This is a genomic window from Paenisporosarcina quisquiliarum (genome assembly GCF_027563315.1).
Lineage (GTDB): Bacteria > Bacillota > Bacilli > Bacillales_A > Planococcaceae > Paenisporosarcina > Paenisporosarcina quisquiliarum.
The window spans coordinates 57,600-71,907 of record NZ_JAMKBJ010000008.1 but is presented as its reverse complement, the minus strand read 5'-3'; the positions used below and the strand labels follow the sequence as shown (position 1 = coordinate 71,907).

The following is a 14,308-nucleotide window of genomic DNA, read 5'->3' as shown; positions in this document are numbered from 1 at the left end:
TGAAATTTGAATGGATGGGGCGGGTTTGAGATGAAAAAGTGGATAATTCCAGTAGTTATTCTATGCCTTATTGCGGTGAACGCTGCTTTGTCAACGAAATTTCATTACCCAGAACTTCCATTTACTAATAAAACCAAGCAAGAAGTAGCGACACTTGCCACCTCATCAGAATTACCTCTTTCCAAAGTAACTCAGCAAGATGGCTACGTTTGGTTGGTAACGGATGATTCCCTCGATGTAGCAGTAGACTCCCTTAAGCAACGAATGAAAAAGAATGGATGGAATTTTGTTGAACAGTATGGCTCCAGCTATTTGTTTGAAAAGAACAATGAAAAAGTATTTATCGAGAGTGAACAATGGACAGGCAACTTTCTGCTCTTTCAATTGCCTCTTGGATTCTAATCTTGGACCATAAGAAAAAAGCCCTTCGATTGATTATCGAAGGGCTTTCCGTTTTGTTATTTATTTTTTTTAAGACCGAATGGCCACCACACGCCGCGATCAAACGATACGGTAATAGCCGGTATGAGTAATGGCAAGACAATCAAGCCATAAAGTAATAATCCAATGACCACGATTGACGCAATCTGCATCAAACTCAGAACACCTGAAGGCATCATGGCACCAAATGTTCCTGCCAAAATAATAGCTGCCGTGATAATAACCGTACCCATTTTAGCCATGGAAATACGCATTGCTTCTCTAACGGACAACCCACTTTCTGCTTCTTCACGGAATCGGTCGAGTAGGAAAATGGAATAGTCGACACCTAGAGCAACCAACATGACGAATCCGAAGAATGGAACTGCCCAGCTGATTCCGTCATATCCAAGTAGATTCTCGAAGATTAGTTCGGCAATGGCAATAGACGTAAAGTACGTCAATAACAACGAACCAATCATGAACAATGGCATAATCATGGAACGGAATAAAATCGTCAAGACGATAAACAAACTGATTAACATAATCATTACAGTACTTGAAAAATCGCTGGAAGAGATATCAGCTAAATCACTGTTTACGCTAGATATGCCACCGAATGCAATATTTGCATCTGCAAAAGGTGTTCCTTTTACTTCAGCTGCCACTGCGTTTTTCAAACGTTGCACCGTTTCAATAGCTTCAGGTGAATATGGGTCATCTGAAAGAACAACTTCCATTTTAATTCCTTTGCCATCCGCAAATGTATAACGGTCCAAGACTTGAGAAAACTCTTCATTCTCAAGGGTTCCCGCTGGAATATACAATCCCGTATCACGCACACTGTCACTTTCGCTCATATTCTTCATCATGTCGCTGACTTCGGTTAATCCTTCGGCAATTTGTGTAAGACCTTTATTAGACGCTGCAAGTCCTTCAGTTAACTGAGATAGTCCTTCACCACCAACGCCTGCTCCGGCAAGTCCTTGCTGAATCTGTCCGAGTTGGCCACTAATCGCATTCAAAGCACCGACTGTTTGTTGCACATTGCCAGTCTGTTGCAACCCTTGTGCTGTCAAAGCCAATTGATCGTTTAGCTGACCAAGACCTGCCGCTACTTCGCCAAGTCCACCACTATTACCAGCACCAGCCAAGCCGTTTTGAATTTTCTCAAGACCCGCTCCGATTTCAGTCAGTCCTTCGCGCGCCTCAGTTAATCCATCAGCCATTAAGCCGAGTTGACGGTTGACATATAAGTCTTCGATTATTTCTCCTGTCGGACGGGTAACCGTACGAATTTTCTCCACGCCTTCGATTTGCTCAAAGCGTTGGCTTAATCTTTCCACATACGGAATCATTTCTTCGTTTGCCAGATTTTCATCCGACTCAATGATTACTTGAACAGGCAATGAATCCCCTTTTCCAAAGCCGTTTTCAATCGCACGTAATCCTTGTACTGATTCATAATCACTGCCGATTTCGTCCACCGTGTTAAATGACAAAGAATTATCGTATGTCAGCAACAATGGAACTGTAATAATCGCGACCACCAGCATTGAAAGGACAGGGCGATTGACGGAAAGCTTGCTCATCCATACCCAGAGTTTGCTGTCGTGATGCGCTGCCGATTTTTTAGATGGCCAGAACAGTTTTTCTTTCAAAACTACCATAAATACGGGCACAATCGTAAATAACACGAGCAATAATATGGCAATTCCCACAGCTACGGCAACGGCCGATTTAAAAATGGGGAAATCAGCAAAACCGATAGCGAAGAACCCAATAAATACAGCAAGCCCACTGATCAACAACGTACGTCCAGCCGTTTTGTAGGTATTCACTATGGCTTCTTCAACCGCATGACCTGCAGATAACTCTTCCTTGTACCGGCTCAACAGTAAAATACAGTAGTCCGTTCCAATTCCGAACAAGATCGCCACTAAGAAAATCTGGGTGTAGTTCGAAACCGGGAAACCAAACCAATCAATGAAAAATGCCACAAGTGATTGGCTTAATAAATATGTAATCCCCACTGCCACTAAAGGAATGAATGGGGTCACAATGGAACGGAAAACGGCAAGTAACAACCCAAAAATCAGCACAACTGTAATAATTTCCGTACGCTTTAAGCCTTCTTGTGCACTTTTATTCACATCATTGTTGATGATGGCTTCACCTGTCACGTAAGCTGTCAGGTCTGACGGAATGATGGAATCACGAATTTCTGTCGCAACTTCATTTACGTCTTCATCGGACCCATCCACTGTAATGGGAATGAGCACCGTTTTTTTATCTTCGGATACGAGTTGACTCTCAAGTTCCTCACTTTCAACGGGATTTAAGACACTGGTCACCGTTTCTGAGAGTGTTGCAATTTCCTTCGCCATACTGTCCAATTGCTCACGGTCTTCATCAGCAAGCGCTTTATCTAGTTGTACAACGACGGAAATCGTTTGGTCGCTTTCCCCTGCGTCCGCAAGCATTCTCGCAGCTTGTTGTGAGGAAGCATCTCCAGACAGTTGGAATGAGCCCGCTTCTTCCGCTTGTTTCGTTAAATTCGGGGCAAGGATAAATAAAAGAATCGTAATGGCAAGCAGACCAATTGTTATTGGCCATTTCCATTTCAAGATGGTTTTCATTCGTCAGACTCCATTCATTTTCAAGATTTCTCTTAACTTGCGGAACGTCACTAAAAATTGGTCAATTTCCTCATCATCCACTTGATTTGACATCAATTTCCCAATGTATTCATGTAATACTCGATCTGATTCATTAACAACTTCTTCTCCTAAAGAGGTGAGCACAAGAATCTTTTCTCGTTTGTCACCTGAAGGTTTTGTGTCTATCAACTCTTTTTCCATCAATTTTTTTAAGCGATTGGAAATAGCACTTTTGTGAACGCCTTGTAAAACGGCGAGGCGACCAGATGTAATTTCTCCTTCTTTGTAAATCAGTTTCAACAGTTGAATTTGTTCGGGTGAATATTCTTTCCATATGGGATCATCCACGCTTCTAATCACACGTTCAGTGCCATATATCAGTACTTCTTCAAAGAGCGATACCGCTTCTCTTATTCTCTCATCCATAATAGTTTACCCCCTAAACCAATAATAGTAGTTTAGGGGGTAAACTATGCAAAGTCAATAATAGGTATGTAACAAAAAAGTAAATAAAAAATCTCCCCGACAACAACATCGAGGAGATGAAAATTATGCATAAGCAGCTGATCGTTCACCGTTTTTAACGACGTGACGATTGCGTCCTTGTTCTTTTGCTTCCAGTAACAGTTGATCCGCATAAATGTAGGCACGTTCCATCGGTAATTCTTCCGTCATTTTATTGAAATACAGACCAAACGAAGCACTATAATCGATGAATGTTTCTTTACCATCAAATTCGACTTCTGCTGGATGAGCATTTACATGCGTGCTTACCGACTTAAGGAAATCCAGACATTCTACATAATTACGACCTCTCAAGAAAATCGTGAATTCTTCCCCACCACTACGGAACACACAATCTTCTTTCGTTGTATGAGCTTTCAAAACTTCTGCAAAATGTTGAATGACGCGGTCCCCGACTGCATGGTTATAGTTATCATTGATTTGCTTGAACTTATCAATGTCCGCTACCACAATTCCAAGTACTTCATCAGTCCCATTAATTTCATCCATTTGTTTATCCATCATTGCCCGGTTCGATAAGCCTGTCATGAAGTCGGTGTATGCCATTTCACGGAAACGATCACGTTCTAATTCATTTTGAACCTTTTCCTGATTGGAAACGAAGGATTTACTCACCACGTAATTTAACAGGAACAACCCAATTAACATTTCCCACTGACTTTCCATGACAAAATAATATAACAGCGCATTTGTAATCGAAACTTTACCTATATCAAAAAGAGTTATTTTTTTAAAGAATAATGTCACTACTTCTGACCATGATTTAATATTTCCACTTAAATAAAAAGCGAAGGCCATAAGACCACTGGCTTGCAGACGGTTAATTAACGTCACTGCAAAAAACAGAAGGAAGTAACCAAATGGTATCGTTTGCGCATAAGGAAGCACCGTGAAAAAGATGATAAATCCCACGGTATTGTACAACACGAATGAACCAATGTTATAAAGTGTATCCGTGAATTCATCCGCATCTGCCGTTTTTGTATATTTCCGTTGAAAATAAACGTTAAATCGATGGAAGAATTCAAAAATTAACAGCCCGAATGGCCCTGCAAATAATATAAACGACAGGCTATATGAAATTCCGTAATCGAAGGTTCCTCCACCATTGCCATGTTGTATGGTTATATTGGAATAAACCGCTGAGAAGACAAGAAAAATGGAAATAACAATTAAAAATTTAGTTAGATCTACCTCGAGCGGTGCAAATGATAAACCAACTATTAAACTAGCAATAAACAATAAAATATCAAAAATTTTGTAATTCCACATTCCGTGCACCTTCTTACTTATGAATATGAAAATTATAGCACACGATTTGACAATTGAATGTAAATTCCGAATACTTTTTCTACACTTTATTTTCTGATACTCATCAACTGAGTATTCAAGCGCTATCTCTATTAAAATTTTTTCTTTTACCTTCCAAACTTTTTTAATTTGTTCAATCTCACAGATATAGATGAAAGCTTACAAATAAAAACATTCAATCCACAATACACATCAGTAAGTTACTCCTGAACGCTTTTCTCTAAATACCAACCATAAGCATACGAATATGAAGAAAGCTACCACTTCAAGGGACACAATATACCATGGATATGGCCCCAGGAAATCTAGCAAACTCCCATTAACAGGTTTCGATCGTAAAAACATATAGTTCCCGTCAAATAGGACATTAATCAAAAACACGATTGGCAGTAATACGTTCAATGCGAGCATCGTTTTGAGAATCCCTTTAAATGTAGGACTGTACCCTTTCACCCACGTGAAATATAAAGCTACGAGAACAATCCCTGCGTGCGTGTAGAAAAAGTGGAAGTATCTAAAATGAGGAAAACTTATATCCAAGACTGGTGTAGCGATGGCTTGAAGTGCTCCTCCAATACCTGCATAGAAAACAAAATCATAGACATGCTTATTCCCCGTCCACAATAGAACAATGGTCAACACTAAACTGATGCTGCACAATTCAAGAGGTAATGAGTTGCCCAAGCTCCACCTTTCGGATTGAAAAAGCCATATATAATACGCGAGATCCATCCCCAGCAATGACACAGCAAAAAGTCGTTCGTATCGTTTCATTTTTCGAGGTTGAATCGTCCATTTATTTTTAAAAACAACTAACAATACAATCATCAGACCCAACCCCACAATTGCGACTACATGGGCGGTGGAAAACATGACGAATGCCTGTCCTTCTTGTTTCAACATTGCACTCCCCCATTTCTCTCTTTCACCAACATACATATGTATTCGATTCTAACCTGTGAATTTCCTCGTTTTAGGTTTGTTTCCGAAGAGAAAAAGGAAGAGACTGGGTGATTGGCGAATACTATATTCGTAGATCCTAACAAAAAATTAGGGGGATTTGAATGCAAATGATGTTTCAGGAAGAACGCGTATTAGAATACAGTGAAATGGATTGCTACTGTTTTGGTGAAGAAAAAACAAGAGTAATTCTAGTGAAGAGGAAAATCACATGAAGAAGCTCATGATAATATTATTGGCTTTCGCAACAGTGGCACTGACTTTCAGCTTAATTCCGTTCTTATTAAACTATCCCTATAGTAATTCCGAGAATTCAGGACCAGCAAACTTTTGGGAATTAATAAATATGATGGCTTATGAACATAAGTTTTTACTGCCTGGCATCATAGCTCTGTTTGCAGGATTAATCTTGTTTTACAAACATAAGAAGTATGAAGATACGCCATGAATTGGACCATGGTTTTAGTCATTGCTTTAGTAATTGCCTTGTCTCGATGGGAGAAAAACGAATTTCATCTACAGTCATTTCTAAAGGAATTACTTTTATTTTGCATTTTCCTCTACATTATCGGCTTCATTGGAAAAGTTGTAGCAAACTACTTGGATTTTTCATTCTCCCTAGAAGCTATCTCTTCTGAAACAATGCAACTATGGATTAGTAGCTCTCTTTTCTTTCTATTTTCCTGCTTTCTTGCGTTTAAGGGGTGGCGGACTAGAAGCAAAATGAAGAATTCAAGTTAAAAATTTTAGGTAAAGGAACGGAGGGTTTCACATGATAAAAACGATGATGGAGCGGATTACCTCCATTCAAAGCGACAATGATTTTTCCGGTTCCGTTCTGGTAAAAGAAAGCCACAAGGTTCTTATAGATTCTAGTTTTGGATATGCCAATCGAGCAGAAAAAATAAACAATCAGTCTGGAACAAGATATGGAATTGCTTCAGGATGCAAACTCTTCACGGCGATTGCCATCTGCCAACTAGTTGAGAAAAGAAAACTCTCCTTCGACGCAAAATTGACAGAATGTCTGGATGTAAAATTCCCTCATTTCGATGAACACGTCACCGTCCATCACCTGCTTACCCACACTTCAGGCGTTCCTGATTATTTTGACGAGGAAGTGATGGATGATTTTGAGGAATTGTGGATTAAAACGCCTATGTACCATATCAGGACTTTGCAGGATTTCCTACCTCTATTCCAAAATGAACCGATGAAAAATTCACCGGGGGAGATTTTCCGTTATAACAACTCCGGCTATATTTTATTAGGGTTAATTGTGGAACAGGCAAGTGGACTTTCCTTTACTGATTACGTGGAAGAACATATTTTCAAAAAAGTTGGGATGATCGATTCAGGCTACTTTGCTTTTGACTCCTTGCCTGAGAGAACGGCATTAGGATACATCGATCATCCGGATGGCACGTGGAAAACCAATATGTACTCCCTTCCGGCAAAAGGTGGCTCGGATGGCGGCGCCTATGTCACCGTTACCGATATGGCTCGTCTCTGGAAATCTCTTATGAACCACCAAGTCCTGAGCAAGGAAATGACGGATCGCCTGCTTACGGCACATGTTCAAGAAGAAAAAGGTAGCTTTTATGGTTATGGAATTTGGATTAATAAAAAAGACGTAGACGTAGTTAAATACCATGTCATGGGCTACGACCCAGGCGTAAGTTTTCACTCAGCATACTACCCAGAAGATTCCCGCATTGTCGTGGTTTGTTCCAATAAGTCTTCTGGTGCGTATAAGATTATGACAGCCATTGAAGAGGAATGGGCTAAAGTGACCAATCGCTAAACAAACTAACGTGAGGTGAATCCATATGAATAATGACTTTAGGTCTTTTCTTCAACACTTCTTAGGGATTTGGAAGAGCTGTCATCTCCATGAGCTAAAAAACGTGATCTCACAGGATTATACAGCGAGAGAAATTACCTCGGAGGGGGTCGTGGACTTCGGGTATGAGGAATCCGTTGAAGGTTGGAGACAAGGGTTTTCATTTATCAAGGAAAATGACGCTAAATGGGATTTGAAAGAACTGAAAACCTTTCCTTTGAAGGAACAAGAGTGGATGGTGATTATCTGGGCAGCACCTGTAATCGAGGGAAAAGCCCCAATGAATGGGCATTTATTTTTCGATACTTTTAAACATGACAACGATACAGGATGGAAATTAGTCAGAAGTTATATCGAAACAAATATCCCATTTGAACATGTTATGGGTTGTTGGTGAATCTTTAGATTCAAATGGATGAAAGGAGGTATTCATTTTTTATGGAATTATCAAGGCCTCAATTATTAGCTTTAGAGAATATTACTAATTACGCAAGGAACCATAGACATGATGCTAACGAAACAATTAATCATATTCTTAGAATGTCTAATATCTCGGATGAATTATTTAATAATGCTGTTGATAAATTAAAGGCTCACGCAAGGATAGGGTTACATTTTCATCCAGATAGACCAAATTCGACTATGAAGATGGTTGCAGAATCACTTTTGGAGCAGGGAGTATATAAGAGTCAGTTTGAAACATTTATTTCGAATGGTAGCGTCTCTGCTTACCCTGGTGGGGAACGCGACCTTTGGGAGAAGAGAATTTTTGGAGGAGCATATCAACTTGATGGTACAACCAATAACCAGCGTCCTAAATATGGGGCACTAAATTTGATGTTACACCCAGATGGACCTGCTCCACGTTTTGGATCATGCTATTTTCTTCTATCCCCCAATGCCTCATATCGTTCCACTTATACCTACTTAGATTCACATCAAGATCCAAAAGAAAAAGGTACTTATAAAGAATTTGATCTTATTTTGGTTGCACTCTTGGAAGAGACATTCTTAAGAGACTTTGCAATTGGAGAAAGAAATCTGACACCAGCAAGGTTAATTAATCATTTGCTAATTAATATTGAAAAACCTTTTACCGACCCAACAAACAAAGAGCCAAACCGCAATCTTAATCACTATATTGAAGCCCAGGTTCATGGTGATATATCACTCAAAGAAGATGTGGAAGTGCTTGTTGCAGATTCTTCTTTCAAGAAAACTTACGTAGGGGGAATCCTGGAACAAATATGCCATAAGTATTCCATTGATCTGTATTGGCACAAGGGCTTTGCTCTTACGGTAGACGAAGTTCCTTCTGATTTTAGAGGGCCATCAATGCCTTCCTTAGCAAAACGCATTGCACAAAATAATGTTATCGATGCAAAGACCATTGGATTAGCTGTAATGGAATTGAACCGCAACCCCGAAACATGGATTGATTACGGATCTTATAACGAGGTACTTCAGGAATTAAAATTATTGTGGCACGTTTTAGTGAGGTATGGAAAGTAAAATTCCACATTGAAATAATGGTGAATTTCGAATGCGGTTCAAACTAAAAGAAAAAGAGTTTTTGACGGTGGTCAAAAACTCTTTTTCACATCTCGGTCCCTGAGGTTCTCGTTCAACTACCTTTTTTTGTACCATCGCCACGCCAAGAAAATAACAATGACTAATATGATATTAGCTATGACCCACATCATGAGATTCGATTTTTCAACTTCTAAATCCACTTGAACTGTGGGTTCTTTCCCTTTACCTAGAACGGCCAAATCTTCTTGTGCAGCACCTAATTCTGTCGTACGATCACAAATGATTGTCACAAGCTCTTCTTGATTTCCATACATGGTAGACTCTGTTGCGTACACTAAGTAATCCTGACCAACCTGGAATTCATATCCACAGTCACCCCCACCACTGCCGGTGGTAATAAAGACTTGAGACTCAGATACACCTTTCCAGGTTTCTGCGACTTCAATCAATACTCGTTTCTTCATATAACCTCTAAAGTCTTTTTGTTCTTTTACTTCAAGCACTTTCCCTGAAAAAACGGCTTGTGAACGTTCCAACTCGTCTTCGACTGATGGGGGCTCTATACAGCTACACGCATAGCTCGTTGTCGGGACGATGGACATGCTGATTAAACTAAAAAGGACACTTAACAACATCGTCAAAATGATCTTTTTCCTCACGGGCAGTCTCCTTATCTTCATCCTTTTTTCTGTTCATTTAGTCTTCTTCTAATAAACCAATACACCCCGAATCCTATCAGGCTCAAAATAAACAGAACCGGTAAGTTTCCGATGAAGAATACGATAAATGCTGAAGCTGCCGATAATAATGAATTCGTACTTGTTGCGAATTGTTTTTTCGTTTTTTCCCATGTATTTAACTCTTTGCTGTCAATCTCAGGAACGACCACTCGGTTTTCATACATCGAGATTTCAATCGTTGAAAACGACGTCTGGTTTTCAAGATACTTCATCTTGCCGACCATCACTTCAATCTCTTCTTGAACCTGTGCTAAATCTTCAGAGATTTTCAGCAAATCCTCGGTTTTCTGTGCTTTGCTCATGAAATCAAGCAAGCGTTCTTCAACGGCTCGTTTGGATCTAACGCGTGACTCCAAATCTACGTATTGCTCGGTAACATCCTGACCCGTTACATTGCGCTCCAATACTTTAGCCGCTTCCCCTTCAGCCTCTAAAAGGAATTTTTCAAAATTCTCTTCAGGGACCCTAACAATCATTGTGCCGCTGCTCGTTTGATCGTCTTCTTGATAGACGTTTGATTCAACGATGTACCCACCATATTGCTCGACTTTCTTCTGAATATTACTTTGTGCTTTATCCAATTCTTTAACGTTTACACTTAATATCGCCTTATGAATAATCATTCGTTGCACGGAAACAACAGGCGCAGCTTTTTGCGATTCATCTGAACTTGTTTCGTTAGCTAATTCCTCTGACTCAGTACCTACTTCATTCGAAGCCTCCATCTCTGGCGCCATTGCTTTGTCCTCAGAACTCTCGGTATCCATCTCGCTTGCACTACAAGCTCCCAACAGAACCAACAAGCTGAAAAGTAGAATAAATAAAATTTTCTTTCTCATCTTCGACTGCCCCCTATCTCTATACTATTTATGACGAGATAGTCAGGAAAAATGTTACAATTTATAAATTGAATATTGAATTTTTAATATATCGTCTACACGTTATGAATTATTTACATTTCCTCAGGTGCTTGTATCCCTAAAAGTCTTAATGCTTCTCCAAGGACAATGACGACACAGTGGACTAAAGAAACTCGGTATTCCATTAAATTGGAATTGGTCACGATTTGAACGTTTCCATAATATGAATTGAAAGTTTGAGCTAAACTCACCGCATATTTGGCAACGACGGAAGGATCGAGCTCAGTTGTCGCCCGACTTACGATCTGCGGAAAAATTTCAAGTTGCTTGATGACTTCCCACTCATGGTCATTTACCTCCGTGACGTGAAAAGATTCTACCTCTCCCGCTTTTCTCAAAATTGAGCATGCTCTGGCATAGGAGTATTGCAAATAAGGTCCAGTTTCACCTTCCGTTTGCAGCATTTTCTTCAAGTCAAATTCAATGTCATGTTTTCGATGTTGTTTTAAATCACTAAAAATAATTGCCCCTACACCCACTGCTTGAGCGATTTCTTTTTTATTCAACAATTTTGGGTTCTTTTCTTCGATATTAGCTTCAGCCAATTGAATTGCTTCTTTTAATACTTCTTCCAACAAAACAATCTTGCCTTCACGTGTCGATAGTTTCTTTCCATTCTTCAATATCAACCCAAAAGGAATATGTTGGAGGCTGTCCGCCCATTCATAGCCCATTTTATTCAGCACTATCTTCAGTTGGGCGAAATGCAAGCTCTGCTCATTACCCACTACATACAATGATTTAGCGAATTGGTGAGTAGTAAATCGATCTATCGCTGCCGTTATATCTCTCGTTGCGTATAAGGTCGCTCCATCAGACTTCTTAATCAAGCAAGGCGGCATATGTTCTCCTACATCTACAACAAGTGCTCCGTTTGATTCCATTAACAAGTTCTTTTGATTCAATTCCTCTACAATTGGCTCCATTTTATCGTTGTAATACGCTTCGCCTTGATAGGAGTCAAAGGATACCCCTAGCAGATCATAGATTTTCTGGAACTCTTTCAAGGATTCTGTACGGAACCATTTCCAAAGAGCCAACGCTTCTGGGTCTCCATCTTCCAAAGACTTGAAAGCAGCTCTTCCTTTATCATTCAGTGATTCATCCTGTTCAGCTTCCTTGTGAAACCGAATATAAAGCATCAACAATGATTCGATAGGCTTTTCTTGTACCTGTTTTTCATTTCCCCATAATCGATAAGCGACAAGAAGCTTTCCGAATTGCGTACCCCAGTCCCCAAGATAGTTGATTTTCACAGGTTGAAACCCACTTTTCTCGTGCAATAAAGAAATAGAATTACCGATGACCGTCGACCGTAAATGCCCCATTGAAAATGGTTTGGCAATGTTTGGTGAAGACATATCTATGGTGATCACCCTACCATTTCCGATATTTGAAGAACCATACTGATTAGAATCGGAGAGAATCTCATTCATAATTGATTGGGTAAATCCAGTTCGCTTCATGAAGATGTTTACGTATCCATTGACGGCTTCTGCTTTTTCAATACTCGAATCCTTGATTAAAGCAGCTATTTCCTCAGCAATTAAAACAGGCGACTTTTTCATTTTTTTAGCAAGTGGAAAACAAGGCAATGCATAGTCCCCTAAGCGTGTGTAAACAGGCACTTCAATCATCTGATCTTCGATGTTCTCCGCTAAGATTGCTTGAAGAACTTCCATAACTTTTTGTTTCATCCGAACGCCTCCTTATGAAAATAAAAAAAGCCCTCGTCTCATCAAAAATGAGACGAAAGCTTAACTTCCGCGGTACCACTCAAATTGCCCAGTATAGGGCCACTTTCTCCGTAACGGTGAGTCTCCGGCTTTTCCTACTTCATTCAAAAAAGCATCTTTGAAGTGCGGTTCACAACTCTTCTCCACTGGGCTTACACCGTCCCCAACTCGCTCGATGATTGGATGTTGTTACTCTCTTCGTCCTCGATATTGTATTTGAATTTATCAAAATCAAAAGTGAAAGTCAATTTATTTTTAGAAATAAATGTAAAATTTATCACGTATCATCGACGAGCTGTTCGTAAACGACGGAACTGAGTAATTTCTTTAAATAGGAATTGCCAGAAAGCGAAAGATGCGATTAGCAAAAACCCAATCTTCCAGCCCTGTCCCCAATCATTAAAATACACATAATAAGCCATTGAAGCGAAAACACCTATATAAAATATGAGTCCCCAAAGGAGCGACTCCCGTTTGACGTAAAACTTTATCGCAAACAACAAAGCGCAAATGCCTAACAACACCCACTTTAACGTATCGAACTCCATTAGGTTCTCCCCTTACACACCAGATTGTTTGGAATAATTTCTTCGTATCATTCCATGTGCGCGTTGCATTCCGAGCTTTTCATAGTACCCCAACAAGTCTTCGTCACACATCAAATCAATCATATAAATATCCTTTAACAAGGCGAACATTTCTTGAACAAGTTGTTGACCAATACCTTGTCCCTGATAAGCTGGCAGCACTTCTAAAAACGGAATATACGCGGACAATATACCATCACTGTTTGCAGTAATAAAGCCAATAACTTGTCCGGATCCTTCATCAATTGCCACTACCACATGTGAGCTTCTTTTCAGTAATTTCAAATGGACTTCAGAAGAAGGTGGGTTTGGCCACCCAACAAAAAATCCGTTCAACTGTTCTTTTGTTATATCTTTAATAGATGTTGTATAGATCATATTCAGAACTCCTCACTATCCATATTTGTATTGGAGTCGTTCTGTCTTCTCAATTGTAAAACAACATGAAAGGCACCTCTTAATGGTTAGAATGTTATCAGTTTGAACTCGTCATCTGCTAATCGCAATACGTGCTCACCTGACGATTTCTCAAATTCTCGAATTCTTTCTTCTATCGAAGTCGTACCTGGGAACAGGTCAATGCGGTCTACATGAGGGAACAGAGAGTAGTTATATAACTCGCATCCCTTGAAATCCTTCAAATCTATCGTATTCAAGGATGGACTAAACCATTCCACAATGCGAATGGATGCACCGAGTACCACTGCACCAGCACTTACGCCAACAATGACACAGTCTTCTTTCGCCCTCTTTTGAAGTAACCCGTCAGCACCACTCTCCCTAAGAAAGTGCAACAATCTAAACGGGTTTCCCCCATTCAAATAAATAATATCTGCATCTTCTAAAGCACCAATAGCTTCCTTCTCGACATCCAAGAACGTGACTTGCTTAAATCCCATGTCTATTAAATCCACCTGAGCTTGAATTGCATACTGATTCAACTCTTTTTGAGGGGATGCAGTCGTGATAATGACTGCGGACTTTTTATTAGAGATTAATTCATTAAATTGGTTTCGGACTTTTTGATGGAAAAAGCCTGTTGAAGTTAAGAGAAGATAACTCATTTGTATCCC

The 14,308-nt window shown here is 39.8% G+C and carries 15 protein-coding genes and 1 other annotated feature; of the genes, 5 read left to right on the top strand and 10 right to left on the bottom strand.

Annotated features, from left to right (window positions below; genetic code table 11):
- Window positions 1–30 precede the first annotated feature (30 nt).
- The gene (locus M9R32_RS10535; RefSeq protein ID WP_269926708.1) at window positions 31–402 is read left to right on the top strand and encodes a hypothetical protein; all 372 of its coding nucleotides are present in this window, start codon (window positions 31–33) and stop codon (window positions 400–402) included.
- Between the two features lie 56 nt (window positions 403–458).
- On the opposite strand, the gene M9R32_RS10530 is transcribed toward M9R32_RS10535, so the two are convergent.
- The 4 genes from M9R32_RS10530 to M9R32_RS10515 all read right to left on the bottom strand — a co-directional run bounded on the left by M9R32_RS10530 (window position 459) and on the right by M9R32_RS10515 (window position 5,819).
- Window positions 459–3,059 carry an MMPL family transporter gene (locus tag M9R32_RS10530; RefSeq protein ID WP_269926707.1) on the bottom strand — a complete coding sequence of 867 codons (2,601 nt, stop codon included), beginning with the start codon at window positions 3,057–3,059 and terminating at the stop codon, window positions 459–461.
- 3 nt (window positions 3,060–3,062) lie between these two features.
- Window positions 3,063–3,506: a MarR family winged helix-turn-helix transcriptional regulator gene (locus M9R32_RS10525; RefSeq protein WP_269926706.1), complete on the bottom strand. Its 444-nt coding sequence runs from the start codon at window positions 3,504–3,506 to the stop codon at window positions 3,063–3,065.
- A gap of 123 nt (window positions 3,507–3,629) precedes the next feature.
- Window positions 3,630–4,877, bottom strand: coding sequence for a GGDEF domain-containing protein (locus M9R32_RS10520; protein WP_269926705.1), 1,248 nt, complete (start codon window positions 4,875–4,877; stop codon window positions 3,630–3,632).
- A gap of 231 nt (window positions 4,878–5,108) precedes the next feature.
- Window positions 5,109–5,819, bottom strand: coding sequence for a YwaF family protein (locus M9R32_RS10515; protein ID WP_269926704.1), 711 nt, complete (start codon window positions 5,817–5,819; stop codon window positions 5,109–5,111).
- 268 nt (window positions 5,820–6,087) lie between these two features.
- On the opposite strand from M9R32_RS10515, the gene M9R32_RS10510 reads away from it, so the two are divergent.
- From M9R32_RS10510 to M9R32_RS10495, 4 genes are all read left to right on the top strand, one after another.
- Window positions 6,088–6,324, top strand: coding sequence for a hypothetical protein (locus M9R32_RS10510; protein WP_269926703.1), 237 nt, complete (start codon window positions 6,088–6,090; stop codon window positions 6,322–6,324).
- 324 nt (window positions 6,325–6,648) lie between these two features.
- On the top strand, window positions 6,649–7,680 hold the full coding sequence (locus M9R32_RS10505; RefSeq protein WP_269926702.1) for a serine hydrolase domain-containing protein: 1,032 nt from the start codon (window positions 6,649–6,651) through the stop codon (window positions 7,678–7,680).
- Window positions 7,681–7,831: 151 nt separating this feature from the next.
- Complete coding sequence (locus M9R32_RS10500) at window positions 7,832–8,116, top strand: hypothetical protein (RefSeq protein WP_269926701.1); 285 nt, start codon at window positions 7,832–7,834, stop codon at window positions 8,114–8,116.
- Between the two features lie 41 nt (window positions 8,117–8,157).
- Window positions 8,158–9,231: a DUF3626 domain-containing protein gene (locus tag M9R32_RS10495; RefSeq protein ID WP_269926700.1), complete on the top strand. Its 1,074-nt coding sequence runs from the start codon at window positions 8,158–8,160 to the stop codon at window positions 9,229–9,231.
- A 116-nt stretch (window positions 9,232–9,347) separates the two neighbouring features.
- Here M9R32_RS10495 and M9R32_RS10490 read toward each other — a convergent pair whose 3' ends face one another.
- From M9R32_RS10490 to M9R32_RS10465, 6 genes are all read right to left on the bottom strand, one after another.
- Window positions 9,348–9,911 (bottom strand): hypothetical protein, encoded by a 564-nt coding sequence (locus M9R32_RS10490; RefSeq protein ID WP_269926699.1) that lies wholly within the window; start codon window positions 9,909–9,911, stop codon window positions 9,348–9,350.
- A gap of 17 nt (window positions 9,912–9,928) precedes the next feature.
- Window positions 9,929–10,831 carry a DUF4349 domain-containing protein gene (locus M9R32_RS10485; protein ID WP_269926698.1) on the bottom strand — a complete coding sequence of 301 codons (903 nt, stop codon included), beginning with the start codon at window positions 10,829–10,831 and terminating at the stop codon, window positions 9,929–9,931.
- A gap of 113 nt (window positions 10,832–10,944) precedes the next feature.
- Window positions 10,945–12,609: an arginine--tRNA ligase gene (argS, locus tag M9R32_RS10480; protein ID WP_269926697.1), complete on the bottom strand. Its 1,665-nt coding sequence runs from the start codon at window positions 12,607–12,609 to the stop codon at window positions 10,945–10,947.
- Window positions 12,610–12,654: 45 nt separating this feature from the next.
- Window positions 12,655–12,862 (bottom strand) — a binding site (T-box leader).
- A 70-nt stretch (window positions 12,863–12,932) separates the two neighbouring features.
- The gene (locus tag M9R32_RS10475) at window positions 12,933–13,196 is read right to left on the bottom strand and encodes a hypothetical protein (protein WP_269926696.1); all 264 of its coding nucleotides are present in this window, start codon (window positions 13,194–13,196) and stop codon (window positions 12,933–12,935) included.
- 12 nt (window positions 13,197–13,208) lie between these two features.
- Window positions 13,209–13,613, bottom strand: coding sequence for a GNAT family N-acetyltransferase (locus M9R32_RS10470; RefSeq protein WP_269926695.1), 405 nt, complete (start codon window positions 13,611–13,613; stop codon window positions 13,209–13,211).
- Window positions 13,614–13,699: 86 nt separating this feature from the next.
- Window positions 13,700–14,299 carry a Type 1 glutamine amidotransferase-like domain-containing protein gene (locus M9R32_RS10465; protein ID WP_269926694.1) on the bottom strand — a complete coding sequence of 200 codons (600 nt, stop codon included), beginning with the start codon at window positions 14,297–14,299 and terminating at the stop codon, window positions 13,700–13,702.
- Between the last annotated feature and the right edge of the window lie 9 nt (window positions 14,300–14,308).

What these genes read in the sequence shown, in the direction of transcription:
- M9R32_RS10510 (WP_269926703.1), top strand. Translation starts at nt 6,088, where the DNA reads ATGAAGAAGCTCATGATAATATTATTGGCTTTCGCAACAGTGGCACTG.
- M9R32_RS10535 (WP_269926708.1), top strand. Translation starts at nt 31, where the DNA reads ATGAAAAAGTGGATAATTCCAGTAGTTATTCTATGCCTTATTGCGGTG.
- M9R32_RS10470 (WP_269926695.1), bottom strand. Translation starts at nt 13,613, where the DNA reads ATGATCTATACAACATCTATTAAAGATATAACAAAAGAACAGTTGAAC.
- M9R32_RS10475 (WP_269926696.1), bottom strand. Translation starts at nt 13,196, where the DNA reads ATGGAGTTCGATACGTTAAAGTGGGTGTTGTTAGGCATTTGCGCTTTG.
- M9R32_RS10515 (WP_269926704.1), bottom strand. Translation starts at nt 5,819, where the DNA reads ATGTTGAAACAAGAAGGACAGGCATTCGTCATGTTTTCCACCGCCCAT.
- M9R32_RS10485 (WP_269926698.1), bottom strand. Translation starts at nt 10,831, where the DNA reads ATGAGAAAGAAAATTTTATTTATTCTACTTTTCAGCTTGTTGGTTCTG.
- M9R32_RS10520 (WP_269926705.1), bottom strand. Translation starts at nt 4,877, where the DNA reads ATGTGGAATTACAAAATTTTTGATATTTTATTGTTTATTGCTAGTTTA.
- M9R32_RS10465 (WP_269926694.1), bottom strand. Translation starts at nt 14,299, where the DNA reads ATGAGTTATCTTCTCTTAACTTCAACAGGCTTTTTCCATCAAAAAGTC.
- M9R32_RS10495 (WP_269926700.1), top strand. Translation starts at nt 8,158, where the DNA reads ATGGAATTATCAAGGCCTCAATTATTAGCTTTAGAGAATATTACTAAT.
- M9R32_RS10505 (WP_269926702.1), top strand. Translation starts at nt 6,649, where the DNA reads ATGATAAAAACGATGATGGAGCGGATTACCTCCATTCAAAGCGACAAT.
- argS (WP_269926697.1), bottom strand. Translation starts at nt 12,609, where the DNA reads ATGAAACAAAAAGTTATGGAAGTTCTTCAAGCAATCTTAGCGGAGAAC.
- M9R32_RS10525 (WP_269926706.1), bottom strand. Translation starts at nt 3,506, where the DNA reads ATGGATGAGAGAATAAGAGAAGCGGTATCGCTCTTTGAAGAAGTACTG.
- M9R32_RS10530 (WP_269926707.1), bottom strand. Translation starts at nt 3,059, where the DNA reads ATGAAAACCATCTTGAAATGGAAATGGCCAATAACAATTGGTCTGCTT.